This window comes from Thalassoglobus neptunius, from assembly GCF_007859735.1.
Lineage (GTDB): Bacteria > Planctomycetota > Planctomycetia > Planctomycetales > Planctomycetaceae > Thalassoglobus > Thalassoglobus neptunius.
This window is the reverse complement of sequence record NZ_SIHI01000043.1, coordinates 1-19459: the sequence shown is the minus strand read 5'-3', so window position 1 is coordinate 19459 and position 19459 is coordinate 1. Positions and strand designations below refer to the sequence as shown.

Below are 19459 nucleotides of genomic sequence, written 5' to 3'. Positions count from 1 at the left end.
CTCAAAGATCGAACCTGCGCCGCTCGAACAGGCAAGTCCCCCCACTAATCAGCGAAAACCAACCTTCAGCAAAGCAAGGTCGAAGCCTAAACAAAGTAAAACCCCTGATTTCTCAGGGGTTTTTGAAGCATCAGGAAAGCGTAAGGAAAGGTACTTCGGTCTACGGAACCGGAGGGCCCACTGGATTATTCTGGTTGCCAGCCCCTAGCCTTCGTTCCATCTTTCGAAACTCTGAGTGACTCGGGAAAAATCGAGAACTTCGAGCCACGTACCACAACAGCGACACCCCCAAGGTCCATCCCACCCACACGAGTAGCCAAGCATTAGAATGCGAAGTTAACAAATCTGGCTTGAAGCCAGAAACGAGAGCGACGAGCAACAGAAACACTGGAAACAACAGTACTGCGGCAAAAGCGTCAATGTTGATCGCTTGACGACTTTGTTGACTCATTCCACTGGCTGCCCAGACATCAAACAGCACGAACAGAACGTACCCAACAAGGCAAGTGGGAAGGTACTCGACCCAATCTATGCGTTCTGTGGGAAGAATAATGAAATCAGGTACGACAAGCTCCAAGACTGGAACGTAAACCACAGGTAATAACGGAAGGAGCCTGAAGGCAATGACACCAAGTACACTTACAGTGCTTGCCAAAGGCAAAAGTACCGGACGGCCTTGATCGCTTCGATTTCCCTCTCTGGATCGATTCCTTTTAGTTTATTCGGATGAACGCGACCGTACTCCCTAAGCCTACCCTCAGACCGCGACTTTAAGCAGGTGGCGTTCAAGAAGCGAGTTTCGCAGTGCCGCGAGTCGACTTGGGCTTTCGGTTCGGTACGACTCGTACTTATCGACGTAAAACTTTGACTCTTTTGACAGCGCCTCACGCTCAGCCTGTTCAATCTCCTCTGGGGTCATCGAAGCCAGAAGCTTCTCAAGCACAAGGTTGGGCTCCTGTTCTGGCTCGGACTTTTCCGGATTGGCAGAAACCAATTTTGGGAGAGGTCGAGTGGTCGGCTCCACCACAACAGTTTGAGCTTGGTAGTCCTCTTCGATGGCTTTGACCAGATAGCCTGCTTGCTTGGGCTTGCCGCTGGCAGCAAGCGAATCAAACATCGCAATCTTATCGGTCACTTTGTCGATGCCGTGTTGATTGACTAGCGACTTGGCACGGCGTTTAGAAACTCCCCTTTCCTCAAGTTGCAGTGCAACCGGACACTTTTCTGATTCCAGCTTTTTGCGCTTTTGCTTTTTGCGGTACTCAACATCCCATTGGCCTCGCTGTTTCTTGACAAATTTTGCTGAGCAATACCCGCGACTTTCCAGCTCTTCGTTCGCGGGTCTCAATTTCTCTTTGATTTGGCCGGTGTGCATCGAACGGCTCAGCCCCACTTTTTCAAACGCAAAGGTGCGGAGATCGAAGGTGACAACAGGGCCGTGATAAAAACGCTTATCAAGAATTCGGAACAGACGCTTGCTAGTGGCAAGCCTTAAGCTTTTCCAAAATTCAAAGTCGAGCTCTTTGAGGTTTCCTGCCTGAAAGCTTTTCCACATGAAATCTCCCCAACGAATTGTGGATTTGTGCGGAGATTTGGAAAGCGAGCGTGCTCTCTCGATGTCTTCAGCTTCGACGATGTTGACCCTGTCAATCACGTTGAAGGTGTCTTTGACCCAACCTTGACGTTCTTTGTCCCACCACGCCTTATCGGAAATCACCAACGTTCCAGCCCATCGATCGAGTGACTCGGAAACACGTCGGTAGTTCTTGCCGTCCCGAGGACGGTCCAACAACTCAAGTAACTCGTAGCGAGTAAACTGCACTTCTTGAGACTTAAAGCCGTTGGCTTTACTGAGCTGAATACAGCCCAGAAGCACTTCATCATCAAATTGTGTGGGAAGCCCCAGCAAATCAGAACTTGTGACAGTGAGCGTGCGGTCCACGTACTTGTTGACTGCTTTGTCCCAGACCTGATCGCGAAACACGAGTGTTTTCACGTTTCCAGGAGGTCGCTTGCCGATGACTGCTATCGGAAACTCAGCCAGGTTCATTTCATCCCGTCCAAACTCGGATGGCTCTCGTTCTCGCTTGGTTGCTGGTGCCATTTGTACTCTTTCCCGATGCACACACCGCTGTGTGTTTCTTTAGTTACTTAGAGTTAGAAAGTTGGTTGTGCGCAACTCCCTGAATTCACTTTGAAATCCAGTGAGTTCTGTCACTCAAATCACGGCATTCCGTCATTCAACTCACGTCACTCTGTCACTCAAATCACGTGACTTTCGTCACTCATCTCACGGGGGTTGGTCACTCAAAACACGTGTGTTTTGTCACTCAAGTCACGGTAGTCTTGTGCTTCAGTGGTGTGGTCAGAAAAAAAATGCACCACACCGGTCAGATCTGAAACAAAGGCGGTTGACAGGGAAATCGCTCTGGATTTAGAGTCGAGAAAGATTTCAAATTCGACTCTGCTTGGAGCACCTACTTCGCTTCAGGCACTTAAAAAGACCGGCCCCCCAGCCGGTTTTTTTGTGCCTGGAGACCCAGGCCTTGGATTCGATCGCAAAAATACAGAAGACCGTACTTTAATCCACTTAAAACCGTATGCGTCTACCTCGATTTGCGCAAGATGTGAATTTCTGACCTAACGTCCTGTTGTCTTGCTCTGCTCAATGGAGCGTCCAGGTGCTCCCCTTCCCCACCGTGAGATTTCGTTCTTTCGGGATTCGATTTGTCGACGGCTGTGATGTCTATCAATTTGGCTCGTTGTGCTTGCCCAAAGTGCTCTTCGTGCCGTTTTTGGCGAGCTCGCAGAATCGATTCTAAGCGCAGATTGATCTCACCTACCCAATTGCATGGACTGCCCACCGATCTTGAAGTCTCGTCCATTTTTGGCAGTTTCAGGGGCTCGCATTCTTGAGTTCACTGCCAGTTTGCCTATCAGATCAACTGTTTACATGCTTGCATGCAAGCTTGCAAGCATGCATGCAAGTAAGTCTGAGGGCAGGTAGGCAGGCAGACACGCATGCCTGTGGACAAGTTTGTAAGTACGCAAGAACGCATGCAAAGAAACATTCTTGTCAGATTGCAAGTTTTCGCCGTACCCTCGTTTTATGGTCATTGTCTTTACAAACACGAAAGGTGGGGTGGGGAAGTCAACGCTAGCTTCTCACATGGCGATTTTCTTGCACGACACCGGAGCAAAAGTGGCGTTACTTGATGCAGACGAACAGCGTTCGTCATCATCTTGGGTCAGTGAGGCCGAACCAGCGATTGAGGTATGGGTTGCCACAACACCTGAAACCATCGCCGAGGCAGTCAATGAGCTGCGACCACAATTCGACTACGTCATTGCTGATGCACCGGGGCGCATCGAAGATGAAAGTCGTACGCTCATGTTGCTGGCAGACTTGGCCGTGTTTCCAGTGACCCCATCAATTTTGGATCTTCGCTCGGTGGCACAAGCTGTTGATGTGCTCAAGTATGCACGCACTATCAACAACGGACGACCCGATGCGATACTGGTGCTCAACCGAATCAAAAAGCGTGACACCATCAGCAAAGAGCTTGCAGCAGTTGCACCGTCGCTTGGACTCAGAGTGTGCAACAGTTCTGTACGTGACTTGCAAGCGTTTCGAAACGCGGCACAACAAGGCACGGTTGTGACAAGGTTAGGGACTTCTGCCAAGGAGGCCGCAAAGGATATTCACGCTGTTTTTTCAGAGGTTTTAATGCAAGGGAGGCAAAAGGTAGCCAATGAGTGAGAGACGATCATTACTTGATGCACTAACAAACGATGACGCAAAACTTGCGTTTATCAATTCCGGAAAATCAGAACCACTTCAACCAGAAACAGAAGGTTCGGCTGCAATTGATGTGCAGGCGCAGGTTGCACCAAAGCCAAAACCTGAAATCAAAGTTGAGACCGAGCCGGAAGCTGAGCAGGTTGTGGCGAAAGTGCGAAAACAAAAACCGCCACGAACAATTCCACCGAAGAAAACTCAGAGTCGGGGAGAGACAACTGAACCTGAACGGAAGGGACTGACGCATGCTGTTGTTTCCATCACCACACGTTTTAAGCAGGAAACTGCTGAAGCGTTGCGACGGGCTTCTCTTGAGAGAAAGCTGGAAGGTCTTTCGCTTTCCACACAGCAAGAGATTGTTGAGACAGCTGTTTCGGCTTGGCTTGAGCGGGAAGGGTACTTGTCGGCATGAATGATGAGACCTTCGTCTTCAAGTCGCCGACGAAACACGTTTCGGAATTTGTTGAGCAAGTGTTGACCAGCCACAAATCCAGCCAAGAAATAGTTGATGAGTTTCGTGACCAATTTACAATTTGGGAAGCGCCCGAAATTGTGAAACTGCTACTGAAAGTCTCTTCTGCCTGCAATTCAGCTGCTTGGTACCTACATGACCCGGAGCTGCACAAGGAGGTGAAGTAGCCGGAAAAGATGGAGATTACTTTGACCCTGCATTTTCATCATGGCGTATGGCTCTTCTGTTCACCTTTCTAAGCTGCTCGACATATTGCAATCAACATACACTTGCTTCACTTTCGGTGCTGAAAGTCCGATACTGTGAGTAACAGTTCGTATTCAGGGCGACTTTTCAATGACAATCGCTGAGAATTCCGGTACAAACGAGTTTGGTGGCTTTGGTCAAAGGCTTCGACATCGACTTGAACCGGGTCAGGGAGCACGCCCAGATCGGCCAAGTGATCCGACTTGGACGATTCAGCGTAAGCTCTCTATGAACGCGACGACTTTGGCATTGTTGGAGAAAGTTGCCCAGGCGATCAGTACCGATGAGAGACGAGTCAGCCCGATGCAGATTGCTGCGCTGTTGATTGAAGATGCAACGCATGGACTTGCGGAGCATCTAAAGGAAAACTGAACGGATTCAGAGACGACGATGGCCACCGCACAACAAATCAAATCACTCCTGGAAAGTTACAGCGACGCAGACGGAGAAATGTTCGTCTCAGTGGCACTGCAAATTGCTGCGCATGAAGCTCGTGCGGGAAAGGGGAAGCTTGCATCTGAAATTAAACGGCTCGTCGATGAGATCAGAACAAAACAAAAGCAAGCCAAAGTGGGGGGCTCTGTTCCGATCACGCGTCCAGCCGGTGAGTTGGCTGCACTCCTTTCGGCGACCTATCCGAGAACGAAGCTGTCTGAAATGGTGCTGGCACCAGAGCAGCATGCGTCCTTGAAACTTGTGCTGCACGAATACCGTCAGCAAGCGAAGTTACGGGAACACGGATTGTCTGCACGAAGAAAACTGCTGCTCGTGGGACCACCAGGAGTTGGCAAAACGATGACTGCATGGGCCCTTGCAGGGGAACTCAAGCTACCACTTTTTACTGTGCAGCTGCATTCGCTCATTACCAAATTTATGGGTGAAACAGCTGCCAAGCTGTTTGCCATCTTTGAATCAATGCGGCACACCCGCGGCGTGTACCTGTTCGATGAATTTGATGCCATTGGTTCAATGCGAGAGGGCGGGAACGACGTCGGTGAGATACGGCGAGTCCTCAATTCATTCCTTCAGTTCTTGGAACAAGATGAGTCAGATAGTTTGATCATTGCTGCCACCAATTTGGAAGCGATTTTGGATGACGCTCTGTTTCGACGATTTGATGATTTCATTCGCTATCAGTTGCCAGGCGAATCTGAGCGACGTGCTTTGATTGAGAATCGACTGTCTGCATTCAAAGTCAGTAAGCGTGATACAAAGCAAATGGCGACGGTCTCGGATGGGCTCAGCCACGCAGAGTTGTGTCGTGCTTGCGATCAAGCAGCGAAGCTGGCAGTCCTTGCGGATCGTCGCAACATTGATTCCAGCGAACTCGACAGCGCGATTCAAACTTTTCGCGAGAGAAAGCAAACAATCAAATAGGGCATCATTTTCATGGCGAAGTTTCGACACTTCTTGTTGCAAGACACTCGCACTCAATACGGATACACGAGCACGAGCAGTGGGGGAGGTAAGAAGAACAGCCCACCACGTCCTGAACGAACGACGCATGCCAACAAACTACTGACAAACCTTGTAAGAGCCGAGAAAAAAGCGAAAGCCCGCCAAGAGAAGGAACCCGCACGCGAGGGCCTACAATTCATCCCAATGGTCTTTGACGAAAGCTCCAATTTCAAGCTTGAATTGGAACAGGTCGAAAACACGTCCCCCGGAGCACGAATTGTCAGTGCAAAGCAGCGAAATGGACGAACTGAGTACCTCGTTGCAATTCCAGATAGCGAAGTCGGCAAGTTCGCCAATAAATTTCGAGCTTATCGCGACGAGAATACAAAAAAGGAAAAGCCTAAACATGAAAAGCTGTCGTCAAGTGTTGAATCGATTGATGCTGCTGAGCTGAAAGATTACTGGACAGGAGCCTCTGACACACTTCCTGATGCCAATACATCACTGTGGTGGGAAGTCTGGCTTGATTTGAGTGACTCCGATGAGGACGTTGAGAAATGGTTTCGAGACACCGCAAAAACGCAAAAGTTGCAACTCAGTCAAGAGCGAGTACGTTTTCCTGATCGGCTAGTGATCCTTGGTCACGCGAGTTTCGAGCAGTGGAGAAACTTCCCCGGATTGTTGAAGCATCTCGCCGAATTGCGTCAAGCCAACATCGTCGCTGGTGAATTTACCAGTCTAACCCCAGCAGGACAGGCTGAGTTTATCAATTCCATGCTCGCTCGCACCAAGTTTGCTGGCAGTGATGCGGTCCGCGTTTGCATTCTCGATAAGGGTGCCGAACGGGGGCATCTGCTCCTTGAAGACTCACTCGCCGAGCAGGACACGCAAGCTTGGGACATTGAATGGGGAAGCGATGACCACGACGGTCACGGGACGGCGATGGCCGGCGTTTGTCTGTTTGGACCACTGGAAAAACCGCTTTACAGTGATGAAGAGAACACACTCTTGCATCGTTTGGAGTCCGTGAAGATCCTCCCGCGTAAAGGTGAAAATAACCCACCGGACTACGGGCCAATTACAATTGGCTCCATGGCTTTGGCTGAAACTGCTTCACCAGAGACGCAGCGTATTTTCTGCATGGCGGTCACAGCACCAGGAGATGACCAATGGAGACCAACGCTCTGGTCGGCAGCTCTTGATCAAGCGGCCAGTGGTGCCAGCGACAATCATCGTCGTCTGTTGGTTCTTTCGGCAGGAAATCTTCGTGACGATATTGGTAAGAATTATCCTCACGAGAACCACGTTTCAAGTGTTGAAGATCCCGCACAATCCTGGAATGCCTTAACTGTTGGTGGTTACACAAACTTAGCGTGGATTCAAGAAGAGGGCCTAGAAGGCTACTCCCCAATTGCGAAGCCTGGAACGCTTTCGCCAAGAAGTCGGACTTCGCTTTGCTGGGGGAATGAACCGTGGCCCTACAAACCGGATGTCGTTTTCGAAGGTGGCAACTACGCGAGCGACAGCTCGGGATTTGTTACAGAACCCGAAGATTTGCAAGTGCTCACCACCCGGTCCTCGGTTGATGGTGATGCGCCGCTAGGGACGATCCGAGATACGAGTGCAGCAACAGCTCAGGCGGCACGAATGGCTGCGATTTTACAGGCTGAGTATCCAGGCTACTGGCCGGAGACAATTCGCGGCTTGGTGGTTCATTCCGCCGAGTGGACACCGCAAATGCTGGAAGAGTTTCCGTACCGAGATCGAAAACAACGCTTACGAGTTTATGGCATGGGGGTGCCTGACCTCGGTCGAGCTCGTCGTTCGGCCAAGGGATTTACAACAATGGTCATTCAGGATGAACTACAGCCGTTTGTGTATGGTTCCTCGAAGAATGCCACAAACGAAATGCATATCCACGACCTTCCGATACCCCGCGAAGTGCTTGAAGACTTGGGTGACACTGAGGTGCGCATGCGTCTGACATTGTCCTATTTCATTGAGCCTAATCCTCCACGCCGAGGCTATGTGGCTCGTTACCAATATGCTTCTCACGGGCTGCGTTTCTCTTTGCGTCGACCGCAAGAAACTCCTGAAAAAATGAGGAAGCGACTTTCCCGACTTTTCTGGGAGAAAGACGAAAACGGGAAAGCAATTCGTCCACCCAAAGGAAGCACTATTACAGACGACCGCACTTGGGATTTGGGACCGGAGCAAATTTCGGTACGGGGTTCCGTGCATTCTGACTGCTGGTCCGGCACAGCTGCCCAGCTCGCCTCATCGAACTTTGTGGCCGTGCATCCAGTCACTGGTTGGTGGAGATTTCGTCGCGAACAGGAAACGGTCGAACGCAAAGCTCGTTACTCCTTAATTGTCAGTATTTCAACGAACGACACCTCAGTTGACTTGCACACAATGGTGGCAAACGAAATCAAGACCCGTGTCGAGACCCAGACTCCGGTTGTGACAGAGATTGAAAGCCAGTAGTGGCATCAACATTTTCAAAACTCAAATCGGAAGTCATTTCCACGTCATTATTCCGATTGGAGCTGGTTTAGAAAGAGCCACCAGAGTCTGCTAAACAAAGCACACAGAGTGTGAATGTGTGAATCGGTTTTGGAGCTGGCTCAGCTTCTTATCCCATCCCCGATGACCCCAGCCGTGGGTGAGGGTCATACGGAGGACGGGAACGAAGCACGCGATAACATCTTGGAAATGACTTCATCTTTGGCGTTGCCAGCCAGATGAGTCATGCGGAAATTCAGAGTGTGTCACGATGTCGCTTGGTCTCTCAAGAAGCATCTCTGTGCGCTGATAGTATTTTCTTAAGGCATCTCGCGAGCTGAGAAGCAGCACAATCTCTAATGCGATAAGACTTACTGCCACTGCGCGTACCGTTCCATTGCACTTGGAAGCTGTTGAACGACTCATTGCCTGGCTTGAAGTCGCAAAAATCCGCGATGATTTGACTGGGCCGATGCTTCGTCCTGTTCAAACACCACGCGGACGGGGACGCGATGGCTTCCGTCGGCGACCACTTTCAACGCGGGCCGTCGAACGACTCGTACAGCGATATGTCCGTGATCAGAAGCTTGATCCTGCCGTCACGGTCCACTCATTCCGCGTGACTGCCCTGACAACCGCCAGAGAACGTGGGGCTGATATCATTGACCTTCAGGATTTCGCCGGACACGCCGATCCACGAACAACCCTGACGTACATTCGCTCCCGCGACCGACTCTCGAAATCTCCCGCATACGTGTTGAATTACTAGCGAAACGATATTGCCACCAGCATGTTTCGTTCCGACAAAGGACGTAGTATGGCTGACCCTCGGAACATGCTCAAAAAATCGCAGCAGATGAATCAGTGCGGACCACCAAGCTCTATGACCGAACCAGCGACGCTGTGAGCCTGGATGAGATTGAACGGATTCGGATTTGAGTGAATAGTTCCAATCAATCGAGCCGTTGAGTTTTTTCTCATCCCGGCGAGATCTGCCACCACGTCATTCAGTTCTGTGACCAATCAATCTTAAAGAACCAATCAATTGCGAGAGCGCCGATTCAACTCAGTTTTCGGCGCCGATCAAGCGATTCCATTCTTTGCTGTTTTGGTTGCTCAGTTCGGATTCGATTCCATCCGACCTAAGTGTTTTCAAGGCAACGCCTTCAGGACTATCACATTGTTGGAACAGCGCGCTAGTTCGTTGTCGGTCTTGGTCGGATCATTGGAGCTCACCCTAATAGTTGGGACATTGAGCGTCCGGGCCGGTCGGATGGACTTGCTGAACGCAGCTCAGGCACGGTGACTGTTTGGTGCCGGAGGGAGGTCGAAGTTGGTAAGGAGTGGTGTTGCAACGAATAGAGCTTCGTCGGTTTAGGATCGTTTCCGCAAATCTGGTAGGCTTGGAGTTTTGCAAGTAGTCCCCTGCCGTTAAACAATCGGTGCCGTCAAATGTATTGTTCTCAATGTGGATGCCAGATTGCAGAGTCCGATCGGTATTGTGGAAACTGTGGAAATGCAATTGTTCCGCAGACTTCCAATGACGGCGCGAACTCATCGGTCGACAATGTGTCTCACTCTGATAACAATTCCAGGACCGCAAAATTGTTCCTGGTGCTTTTGGTGATTTCTGCTGCGATTGCCGGGTTCATTCTGAATCGCCAGCAGGACTCTCCATGGCATATTCGACACACGCCGAATTTTTCGACAGAGCCACAGACGTCACCATGGAATTCGCCAGCATCCCGACCGAGGCAAAGCGACCTTGAAAACACCAGTGCGGTGAAACGTAAGCGGGCATTGACCGATCAGGAATGAAGATTACAAACATTAATCCCGTCCCTTTCCACAAGATGCCCTATGAAACTTCAGGGCCTGGAGGATTGGTGCGAAAGGCAGAATTGCCCTTTCTTCGAGCACATGCGGTTGATTGCGAGATCGGTCCATTGGTAATCACCGCTGATTTGCAGGGTCGGATTCGTGGACAACTCCTTGGTGTTGCGCTTGCGGAGGAACTTGAGGTCTTGGTCGAACTCGGTGAGATTGATCCTCCTGCAGGAATTGCGCTCGCTGGTGATCTTTACGATCATCCCGAGTTGCAAAAATTGGGAGCGTCCGGGGATGTCGCTGAAGTCTATGAAGCAATGAAAAGAATCGCACCGGTCGTTGGGGTTCTGGGAAATCACGATCAGCTCGACCAAGTTTTGAACGACGTCTCCATTCTTGATGGAGACGTCACCGGTTGGGCAGATTTGAAAGTTGCAGGAGTCGGTGGCATCATCGGGAATCCATCGAGACTTAACCGACGCCGTGAGGAAGAGTTTCAAGTGATGGTCCGTCGCGCGCTGACACAACGACCCGATCTGCTACTCCTTCACCAGGGGCCTCCTGGGAATGATTGTGACCAGAGGGGGAGCCTAGAAATTCTGGAAGCCATTTCTTCGTCGCGAGACCTGCTCATCGTTTGTGGTCATTGCCACTGGAACGATCCGTTGTCAGAAAACGGGCGAACTCAGATTCTCAATGTCGATGCTCGAGTCGTCATCATCAACTGATTCCCGGAGAAGCTTCGATTGAGCGACACTTCCAAACGATTGGGTGTTCGCCAGAATTCCGAGTTTGGCTACGTCAAAACCGTCTGTTGTTGATGTCGGAATTTCATCAGGATCACGAGCGAAACTGCCGTGAGCATCATCGTTGAAAACGCTCCGGTCAGAAGCCCGGAATGAATCAAGGGAGTGGTTGCTCCAATCATTCCGAGCAGCTGTGTTCCGAGATATGCGATCGCCCAGATAATGAGATACGCGGCCGTTCGTCGGGCCATGATCTGGCCATTCTCATAATAAATTTCATGCGTTCGGGCGCGAATGAGTCCAACGATTAACCCGACCGTCGCGGCGATTCCTATCCACTGCAGTTGTGGCATTCTTTCCGAAAACAGCCAAAGTTGAATTGCGTAGCTGCTGCTTGCTGCGAATGCGGGCAAAAGGCATGTCACAGTCATTAGCTTCCAGGGTTTGGAATAAGTCCTCGCCATCATGGCGAATGATCCCAGAAACATCCACAAGAGACCGAGCATCGGCTGATATGTCGAAATCCAAACGCCCGTCCCGATGATCAAGGTGGTGAGCGACACATTGATTGTGAGAGACCATCCAAGGGCGCGCAGGACACGCGACCGCAATTCTGGGTTTCTAAGGATGTCTTTCCAGCTTGGTGCTGAATGTCGAGAGTCGCGACCAGTGTCTCTCGGTGGATTATTTACAGTATCCGCTTGACTGGCCATCGCCTTTGCAAAGCCCATCGTCAGTGGGGAACGACGCAAACTTTCCGCTTCAACAGAGTGTCGCGCAGGCTGTGGAGACGGTGTTCCGCATTGTGTACAGAATGCATTTCCCGGCACGATCGAAGCACGGCACTTTGAGCATTCGTTCATCTGTTCAATTTCTTCAGGGTAAATTCAGAACAGGCGTTGAGTCCGTTTCCGATTTCTTCAGTTTGCACGAATCAAATTCCCTGGAGAGGCTTTTGATTTTCAGGATCGCCCCGTCGTTCTCGAGAGTGACTTGGTATCCTGTATTCCTCAGCGACTCTTTCCGTAGCTCGATCGTGTTCTCATTAGCAACACGCATTTCAAGACGGTCATCGCGATGATCGCCAGCATGTCGATCAACTTCAATCGAAGCGGAAAACGGAGCCACCTCACCGATGGGCTCGCTCATCTGTTTGATCTCCAGGCGAATGGTTATACCGGGAGGATTCACCGTTTCCTCATTCAACAACAACTTGGACTCTCGCTTCAACTTCTCGCGAAGCTGAGCCCCCGACAACTCAAGATTCAATTCATCAGTCTCATGCGTCTCACCGTGCCAGCTTCCGATGAACGGGGTCAGCGTCTCAACCGAATGAATCGACCCCCATTGACTCGCCTTCGCCTCACGATTGACCACCTCAGAGTTTGGTGGAGCAACATTCGACGAATCGTTTGGACATCCGCTGAAGATGAGCAAAGCGATGGTCAAACAGTAGAAGGAGAGACCGTCCGTAATAGCAGGCTTCTGTCGATTCATGATTTGTCGATTCATTAACGCCCACCATCAGATTTCGAATCGGGATGCTCTGGCGGAGAATTCCACTGTTGGGGTTTGCCACCGTCCGGACTCCCAAAAAATGACCCAAAAATATCTGGAAACGCGGAGTTCTCGTTGGTCAATTCATCATGGTTCTTTTCTGCAGAAGCTTTCGACGCATTTTCAGTTTTCGAATCTTCGGCGTTCGATTGATTCGAGCTCCGCATCGATTGGCTGCGCTCCTCAGCTCGTTTTTTGGAGGTTCTAGGTGGACGTCGTTTCGGCGCGTCATCGCTTTGCGAGGGACCGGCTGGGCTTTGTGCGGGACGATCTGGCGCTCGTTCTCCAAGGAAGAGCAGTAGATCGTCAAAGGCAATACTCGGCTCAACGTCACGAATGAACACGCGATTCGTATCGATCTTTTCTGGGTCGCTCGCGATTTGCCAAAGACGACGACCTCGAATCAATAGCATGCGAGGAGGCGCCGGCTGGGGATTCTCAATGTCTTGGCGAGTGACAGATATCGCAGGAAAATGAAAGAAAAGATCAAAGACGAATTCAGCCAGAATTTCGGTCGCGATCCAGGATCCTTGACTCGTATTGTGCCTCAGAAGTCGAGAGCTGGCCAGTTCATCGATCCCATGACCGATGTCCGAATCGGGACGCATGAAGATCTCTGGCCACAAAGTCTGCAGGCAGCCCCGAAAGTGCTGAAGATCGGAATTTGCTCGGGCAAGTCCTGCCAAGGCGTTCAGATCGGCAAACGTGAGTTCGACTTCGCCGAGCTTTTTTCCATCCAGCTGGGACTGCAGATACCTCGTTTTGACGTAATCGAAAACCAGACAGAAGACGGCCAGTCCGTCGATCGACAACGGAAAAACGGCTCCAGTGGGAGGAATCGTCGCAGACGGTTGAAGGTGCCTCCCCACTTCGTCAGCGATCTGTAGATTACTCCATGGACCAGAGACCTGGACGTTTTCGCTATCCACTCGCCAACAGCCATACGTGGGCGAGCGAAACAGTGGACCCGCGGAATAGAAGAATGACGTGAATGCACCTTCGGGCGTTGCCACGCGTTGTATCAATTGATTCCGAGGTCTAATGAGAACTCGAAGTGCGTTTTCAAGCTGGTCCGAGCCATCAACTTCGTCGGCGACCGCTGGCAAACGCGCGTCTTTCCCGAGAAACTGACCGATCGGCGACTGAGATGCCGCAACCAATTGTCGTTGCGCCAGGAATACGAGCAATTGGTCTCTCGACATGACCTGATTGAGTGCCGTTGCCGACTGATCGAGAGTGTTGAGTTTTCCAGGGTTCTGCATCAGTTCTGATTGTCTCATCAACGAAGGTTGCAACGGTGCTGGTCTAGACTTCCATTGGAAGATGTGTCAGGTTCGGACCGCGTCGGATCGTCTTTCCATCCAACGCGATGACGACTTCTCTGTAGTCAATGTGGTTCGTCTCCAATGCTTGCTGAAGCTCAAGCATACTTTCAAACTTCTCTTTATAGCCAGAATCGTCCGGTGAGTAGCGACTCATGACATCCGTAACCAAGTTCGCTTCCGCTCCGTGTTGAATCGCTCCGACAGCTTCCATTCGTGCATCAGTCTTGAGTCTTCTCAACACGCGTCCATACCGCTCACCGGACAATGGACGGCCTGTGTTGCGATCAAGGATCGCGACCGGATCAATGTCACCCGCGAATGGTTTTCGCTGACCGTTGGGAAGAATTTTGAAGAGCTTCCCGTTCTCCATGACCATCTGCCCTTCCGCAATCAGTTGGACATATGCGGAATGCAATTTGTTGTACTCTTTAAGACGGAATTCGTACCGGGCTTTTACGTCCGCTCTGAGGTCGACTGGAATCTTTCCGTAGTCTGGTTCGCGCGGTCGAAAATAGCCGACCAAACCGATGTCCTCACTTGAAACGCGTCCCAGGTAGGTATCAAGTTCTGTAATTGTTTTTGACTTGATCCACTCCGGCTTTGGGACAGCAAGGCCAGAGGCAATTTTTTCGCGTGACGCCATGTTCGTCGCTCGTGCCAGGAGAATGGCTTCTTCCTGATCCAGAATGCGATTCGCCTCAGTGATCTGACCATCAGAATAACCAGTCTGAGGGCGAAGCTCATCCGGGATTTCGTCTCCAGGGTTTAAGTTGCGAAGCTCTGCATCCGCCCCGCTGGCGACCGGTGGATCCAATCGATTCTCAAATGGTGACAACGGAGTGTTTCGTGACAGAATTTCAATTTCCCCGGTTTCTGGATTGTGCCACATCATCTGTGTTGTTCCGGGAACTCGTTGCATCTCTCCTGGTTTGAGTTGATGGACTTCGACTTTCCCGGTCTCTGGATTGACGACTCGCAGTTCGTTGCTTCCCTGATCCGCATGCCAGCGTCCTGGTTCGAGGTCAGAAGGATCATCGACTTGATTGGGTTGTAGCTTGGAATCATCCGCATCCGGTGTCGAATGTGGAGAATCCATGTCAGAATGTTCGTCAAGTGGCGGCTGAGACCGAAGATCGTCACGCGTACGAGTTGGAGTCCCATCGTCGACGCCACGGTTCGTCAGTTGCGGTTCGTCAGCGTCAACACCACGTGATGATGTCAGGCCAAGATCCTCGGTCGAATTGAGATCAGGTCCATCTGAATCAAGGTCCGAATGTCGACCACGTTGATGATGTGGCGTCGCAGATTCATCAGGTGACCGAGACACGCCGGTTTCTGGAGTCTCCTGTTGCACAGGTGTCCGACGAGTTGGCGCAGGTGAGTCAGTCTCGTTTCTTGGAGCCGTCCGAGATCGGGGCGGGGGCGATGGTTGGTCATCGAAGTCGCTCTCGCCTGCTGAACTCGGTCTTCTCCCGGTCGACGACGATTCAGTTTCAATGCCCTGTCGTGCACTGGATGGCGTATTTCTTTGATTTGTCGACGTTCGGTCGGACGTTGCCGTTGATGAGTTGTCAGGCGTGGTCGAACGAGTTGCTGGGGCGTCAACATCCGAACGACCGGTCCCGATGCCGGACGTTGGCCCCTCGAGATCATCAGGCGATACAATTCTGGGAGTCGCGACGTCGACGTCGCGACCGGTCCGGTCAAGGTCTGGTGTGTGACTCGTATTCGGGCGGGTCTGCATCGTCGGGGTTGATGAGTCAAGATCTACGTCGGATCCACCGGACGACGATGCTCCCATTGCTCCTCCTAGTGCCCCCATGCCCATATCGAGGGCCACGTTTTGCATCCCGTACCCCTCGAGCGATCCATTGTCGACAACGTGGTTGATCGCCCCCTCGCCAACATTCTTCCCACCCTGAACGACTGACTGAGTGGCGATTCGCTGGCCTAATGGAAGCCGGCTTCCGATTTCGTCGAGGCCCAGTTTGTCTGACCCAAAATTCAACCCCGCACTCAGTGCCCCTCGACCAAGTGCACCGGCAGGACCTTTATCCGCATTTTGCAGAGATGTATAGATGAGGTCGGCTCCCATCTGGGCCAAGCGACCTCCGCCGGCGGCTCCCGTGGCGGCCGTCTTTCCGATTTCCGCGACAACTTGAGACGCCGTTGCCGCCAGTTCCGCGTTTTGCGCCTGCATCTTTTCGTCGACGGCAAAAATCATCGCATCGAGTTGACCGTCTTGGATAAGTTCCTCAGCAAAAATCTGTGTCTGCGTGAATTGCTCGCGAGTAATTTCACCACGATGGAACGCAGAAAGAAGTTCTTGAAATCTCTCTCGCTCTTCTGGAGTGGCGACTTTGGGCGGGAGGTATGTCCCTGTGTCACCGCCCCCACCCCAGACACGATTCGCACCATCCCAAAAACGCTGGCCGAGAGTCTCCTGGTTTTCTCGATTCGGACGATCATGCAGCCATCTGCCCGACGTTTTAAGTGCTCCCCAAGTCCGTCGACTGAGTTCTTCCTGGCGACGCTCGGCGGCCAATCGAGCCTGTTCGGCTTCGTGTCGTGCTCTTGCCTGCTGAGTATTCCAGTCCGCATCTGCCTGCCTTTGGTGCCGATCGAGTCGTCGCTGGTTTTCCGCTTCCAACTCACGGCGTTCCTGCTCGATCAGCCGCTCTGCTTCTTCTCTGGTAACAAGCCGATCGCCCCAGACATAACGATCTCCCTCGGTGGGCAATTCATCACCTTGCGAATCGAAGAGCGGGGGGAGCTCAATTGGCACCGGTTCGGGTTTCGCGTCGTCCTGCTCCTCAGCTTCTGGTTGTGAAGCAGTCGCGTTCATCACTGCTTCAGTGACATGCTCGGATGTGACTTCGATTCCGGCCTGCAGCGCTGCCGCAATTGCGTTCGCGATCGCCTGGGCAAGACTCAATCCGGCGGCTGTCCCGGCGAGAATGAGCGCTGTGAGTAGTGTAACAACAGCAATGTCGTCCGGTTGAAGAGGTTGATTCGAGGATGAATTGTCTGAAGGATTGGCGGTGTTATTTGTTGACGCTGTGCTGCTTTGGCTTCGACCAGTCGTGTTGCCTGAGTCTGAGTCTGACGCAACCCCTACTCCTCCACCACCGCTAACCGAACTTCGATCTTTTCGTACAACCGCTAGGTGCGCAAGCATATCAGGGAGTTCGCGTCCGATCTTGTCGAATTGAATTGCTTCCGTACCTGAGAACTCTTCGTCATTGTTAAAATAGTGGCCGCAGTAGATCCATCGCTCAGGATGGATCACGAGTTCGACCCGATTGTAGTTACCGAATTGGATCTCTGCGCCGCTTTCAGGAGTGACGTTGTCTCCAAAGGTATCGCCAGGAGCGACCCAAGTGACCTGGAAGCGATACGTCGCCAGGATGTCGCCCTTCTCTCCTCGATCGACATATCTGATTTCAAGTTTTCGATTCAGAGGGGCAGCACCAAACTCGACGACATCGTAATCCCAACCATCCAGTCCGAAGCGTCCGACTCGTTCCGGAAGCTCCTCAATGGGAACGTATTCCGGCCATGGAAGCGCTAAAGTCTCGATGCGACCAAGAATTGACAGGGCGAGTTTTTCGAGACTTGCATCCGTGAACATTCGCGAACGCTTCCAGACATGAATATTGACCAGTGCCTGGTTGTCGCGACTGTAAAGCGTTTTCGCACGTGAGCTGTCTAGCGCAAGGAAGTCAAATTCCCCCTGATCTCGACCTGCGGGAGCGGATTGCGCCCATGACGCTGAGATCGTGAAATATCGGTCACCGCGAAACTCGTAATCGAGACCGGAATCGTAGACACCGTTGCGGTTCGCAGAACTGACACTCCAATCTGCACTATCCAGTTCAAATTGGCCAAAATTCGTGGGCGCGATGTCGCTGTATCTCAACTCCTGGGCAGATGCTGAAGACCTCAGCATCAAGATCATCGTCATGACGAGTAGTGTCGAATTCCGCACATTCCCACCTCAGCGAACTCACGAAGCCAACAGATGTCGTTTGGGACATCGACTCGTCCAGAGTCGATGTGGCCCGTTGATCGTAGCATTGTTTCCGACTCGTACCTATCCAAACTGTTTTGGAACGTGATCGTCCCTCAAAATGCCAACGCACGGGAAACGCTTTTGCGAGCGCAATTTGATTGTCTCAAAGGTATGCCTATTCGATTGGAATGAACCAGCTGCTTAATCGATCTTGAGTAGATTCTGCTAACTTGGAGAAGTTGTCGTTGTTGACACTCAAGGTGGCGACAAGACGACACACAATGTCAATAGGATCAACAGGATCCCGACTCCAATCCATGTCAAAAGGGTCAGTCCAAAATAGTGTCGCCTCCATCGCAAGTTTCTTGCAGAACCCGGATGTAAACCTATCGGCTGAGCACATTGCTCATGGAATTCGATCCATTCCGATTCTGATTGGTAGAAGGTCGTGAGTGGATAGGGTGGAACGTCCGGTGCGCTTGCAATCCACGTCAGGTGAACTTCAACAATCTTTCCCTGGCCTTGCTCCACAGAGTCGATGATCTCGAAAACAACGTCATCTGAGCCAAGTGCCCTGGCAATCCCTCGGACGTGAATCGAAAAAAGAGGATGACCTTCCGCGACTTCTCGTTCGAGTTCATCCTCGAATCCTCCGTCGTGAAGCCGCTCCCAGCCAAGCTCAGACAGTATTTCACTCGCAATGAAACGCTCACTCATTGATGTGTCCGTTCAGTCGACAGTGAGTGTTGTGATAGAGGCTCAGAGGAATGACGAGTATACTCGAAACTTCAGCATTTCCGCACGAGGAAATACCAGATTCCCTGAGACGACATCGGATGAACCAACAGACCATCTCGAAAGTCTACCGTGGGAGAGGTGTCGATCAGGATGCAGTTGATCCTCGACACTTTGACCAAGTCTCACACGCATCCTTCCAAACTTGGTTGACGACTGATATGAGAGACGGCACTTTCACCAATTACCGTCTTCATCAAATTGTGATGGAGGTCTTCGAAAAAATACTCACAGAATTGCAACTCAGAACGCTCAGATGACTTCGACCATAATCTGAGTGGCAATCACGGACAACTCGCTACGGTGAGTTTTGCTTGGGCCCCAACAAAATGGATATCACCGCCAACAATTGAACTGAATTCAAAGTGGCGCTCGTTGCATCGTTAACAATCCCCGCGCTGTTCCACAAATGTTTTCGAAGTGAAAGTGTGAATGACAAGTGACTTCGGTCGAATGTGGAGCGTCCGAAACTGCACACGAGCGCAGAATGAGGCCATTTGTTCTTCGCCGCTGCACTTGAGTCTTCTGCAATTCACGCCGCTTTTCGTTCAAAGCCCTTCACTAATCCACCGACGTACGATTTCACTTTGATGTCGTCCAGATTGATCGTTTCAACTTCATCCGGTTTCTCGCCCATTGGTGGCAAGTGGTCGCGGACCATGCTGGAACGGGCTGAGTTGTAGTACTCTGTGAATTCTGCGAGCAGGTAATCGAGATGCTGTTTTCCGAAAAGGACGAATTTCGAGAGACATTCAAATTTTATTGTTTGAATCACGC

General features: G+C 51.4%; 15 protein-coding genes and 1 pseudogene. 8 read left to right on the top strand and 8 right to left on the bottom strand.

What is annotated here, in order from left to right:
- Nucleotides 1-757 precede the first annotated feature (757 nt).
- Nucleotides 758-2104: a replication initiator protein A gene (locus tag KOR42_RS22550; RefSeq protein ID WP_146512097.1), complete on the bottom strand. Its 1347-nt coding sequence runs from the start codon at nt 2102-2104 to the stop codon at nt 758-760.
- A 1005-nt stretch (nt 2105-3109) separates the two neighbouring features.
- Here KOR42_RS22550 and KOR42_RS22545 point away from each other — a divergent pair.
- From KOR42_RS22545 to KOR42_RS22515, 7 genes are all read left to right on the top strand, one after another.
- Nucleotides 3110-3760: a division plane positioning ATPase MipZ gene (locus KOR42_RS22545; RefSeq protein ID WP_146512096.1), complete on the top strand. Its 651-nt coding sequence runs from the start codon at nt 3110-3112 to the stop codon at nt 3758-3760.
- A complete protein-coding gene (locus KOR42_RS22540) occupies nt 3753-4211 on the top strand; it encodes a hypothetical protein (RefSeq protein WP_146512095.1) in 459 nt (152 codons plus the stop codon). The genes KOR42_RS22545 and KOR42_RS22540 overlap by 8 nt, the downstream gene beginning before the upstream one ends.
- Nucleotides 4208-4438, top strand: coding sequence for a hypothetical protein (locus KOR42_RS22535; RefSeq protein ID WP_146512094.1), 231 nt, complete (start codon nt 4208-4210; stop codon nt 4436-4438). Before KOR42_RS22540 ends, KOR42_RS22535 begins: the two co-directional genes overlap by 4 nt.
- 169 nt (nt 4439-4607) lie before the next feature.
- A complete protein-coding gene (locus tag KOR42_RS22530) occupies nt 4608-4889 on the top strand; it encodes a hypothetical protein (RefSeq protein ID WP_146512093.1) in 282 nt (93 codons plus the stop codon).
- Nucleotides 4890-4907: 18 nt separating this feature from the next.
- Nucleotides 4908-5894, top strand: coding sequence for an AAA family ATPase (locus tag KOR42_RS22525; RefSeq protein ID WP_146512092.1), 987 nt, complete (start codon nt 4908-4910; stop codon nt 5892-5894).
- A 12-nt stretch (nt 5895-5906) separates the two neighbouring features.
- Nucleotides 5907-8402, top strand: coding sequence for a S8 family peptidase (locus KOR42_RS22520; RefSeq protein ID WP_146512091.1), 2496 nt, complete (start codon nt 5907-5909; stop codon nt 8400-8402).
- A gap of 355 nt (nt 8403-8757) precedes the next feature.
- The gene (locus KOR42_RS22515; protein WP_146512090.1) at nt 8758-9189 is read left to right on the top strand and encodes a tyrosine-type recombinase/integrase; all 432 of its coding nucleotides are present in this window, start codon (nt 8758-8760) and stop codon (nt 9187-9189) included.
- Between the two features lie 879 nt (nt 9190-10068).
- Here the strand turns inward: KOR42_RS22515 and KOR42_RS22505 are convergent.
- On the bottom strand, nt 10069-10251 hold the full coding sequence (locus KOR42_RS22505; RefSeq protein ID WP_146512089.1) for a hypothetical protein: 183 nt from the start codon (nt 10249-10251) through the stop codon (nt 10069-10071).
- A gap of 55 nt (nt 10252-10306) precedes the next feature.
- Here KOR42_RS22505 and KOR42_RS22500 point away from each other — a divergent pair, with 55 nt between their 5' ends.
- Nucleotides 10307-10975, top strand: coding sequence for a metallophosphoesterase family protein (locus tag KOR42_RS22500; RefSeq protein ID WP_197441471.1), 669 nt, complete (start codon nt 10307-10309; stop codon nt 10973-10975).
- Nucleotides 10976-11043: 68 nt separating this feature from the next.
- On the opposite strand, the gene KOR42_RS22495 is transcribed toward KOR42_RS22500, so the two are convergent.
- From KOR42_RS22495 to KOR42_RS26965, 6 genes and pseudogenes are all read right to left on the bottom strand, one after another.
- A complete protein-coding gene (locus KOR42_RS22495) occupies nt 11044-11856 on the bottom strand; it encodes a zinc ribbon domain-containing protein (protein WP_146512087.1) in 813 nt (270 codons plus the stop codon).
- A 13-nt stretch (nt 11857-11869) separates the two neighbouring features.
- Nucleotides 11870-12490, bottom strand: a complete 621-nt coding sequence (locus KOR42_RS22490; protein ID WP_146512086.1) for a hypothetical protein — start codon at nt 12488-12490, stop codon at nt 11870-11872.
- Nucleotides 12491-12504: 14 nt separating this feature from the next.
- Nucleotides 12505-13830 carry a hypothetical protein gene (locus KOR42_RS22485; protein ID WP_146512085.1) on the bottom strand — a complete coding sequence of 442 codons (1326 nt, stop codon included), beginning with the start codon at nt 13828-13830 and terminating at the stop codon, nt 12505-12507.
- 25 nt (nt 13831-13855) lie between these two features.
- Entirely contained in the window at nt 13856-17824 is a 3969-nt protein-coding gene (locus tag KOR42_RS22480; protein WP_146512084.1) for a hypothetical protein, read from the bottom strand.
- A 318-nt stretch (nt 17825-18142) separates the two neighbouring features.
- Nucleotides 18143-18604 (bottom strand): hypothetical protein, encoded by a 462-nt coding sequence (locus KOR42_RS22475; RefSeq protein ID WP_146512083.1) that lies wholly within the window; start codon nt 18602-18604, stop codon nt 18143-18145.
- A gap of 610 nt (nt 18605-19214) precedes the next feature.
- Nucleotides 19215-19459: pseudogene (locus tag KOR42_RS26965) on the bottom strand (hypothetical protein); the annotation flags it as partial.

Excerpts from the sequence above, each read along its gene's own strand:
- KOR42_RS22535 (WP_146512094.1), top strand. The coding sequence starts at position 4,208 with ATGAATGATGAGACCTTCGTCTTCAAGTCGCCGACGAAACACGTTTCG.
- KOR42_RS22480 (WP_146512084.1), bottom strand. The coding sequence starts at position 17,824 with ATGCTGAGGTCTTCAGCATCTGCCCAGGAGTTGAGATACAGCGACATC.
- KOR42_RS22545 (WP_146512096.1), top strand. The coding sequence starts at position 3,110 with ATGGTCATTGTCTTTACAAACACGAAAGGTGGGGTGGGGAAGTCAACG.
- KOR42_RS22490 (WP_146512086.1), bottom strand. The coding sequence starts at position 12,490 with ATGAATCGACAGAAGCCTGCTATTACGGACGGTCTCTCCTTCTACTGT.
- KOR42_RS22540 (WP_146512095.1), top strand. The coding sequence starts at position 3,753 with ATGAGTGAGAGACGATCATTACTTGATGCACTAACAAACGATGACGCA.
- KOR42_RS22475 (WP_146512083.1), bottom strand. The coding sequence starts at position 18,604 with ATGAGTGAGCGTTTCATTGCGAGTGAAATACTGTCTGAGCTTGGCTGG.
- KOR42_RS22495 (WP_146512087.1), bottom strand. The coding sequence starts at position 11,856 with ATGAACGAATGCTCAAAGTGCCGTGCTTCGATCGTGCCGGGAAATGCA.
- KOR42_RS22550 (WP_146512097.1), bottom strand. The coding sequence starts at position 2,104 with ATGGCACCAGCAACCAAGCGAGAACGAGAGCCATCCGAGTTTGGACGG.
- KOR42_RS22505 (WP_146512089.1), bottom strand. The coding sequence starts at position 10,251 with ATGTTTGTAATCTTCATTCCTGATCGGTCAATGCCCGCTTACGTTTCA.
- KOR42_RS22485 (WP_146512085.1), bottom strand. The coding sequence starts at position 13,830 with ATGAGACAATCAGAACTGATGCAGAACCCTGGAAAACTCAACACTCTC.
- KOR42_RS22530 (WP_146512093.1), top strand. The coding sequence starts at position 4,608 with ATGACAATCGCTGAGAATTCCGGTACAAACGAGTTTGGTGGCTTTGGT.
- KOR42_RS22525 (WP_146512092.1), top strand. The coding sequence starts at position 4,908 with ATGGCCACCGCACAACAAATCAAATCACTCCTGGAAAGTTACAGCGAC.
- KOR42_RS22520 (WP_146512091.1), top strand. The coding sequence starts at position 5,907 with ATGGCGAAGTTTCGACACTTCTTGTTGCAAGACACTCGCACTCAATAC.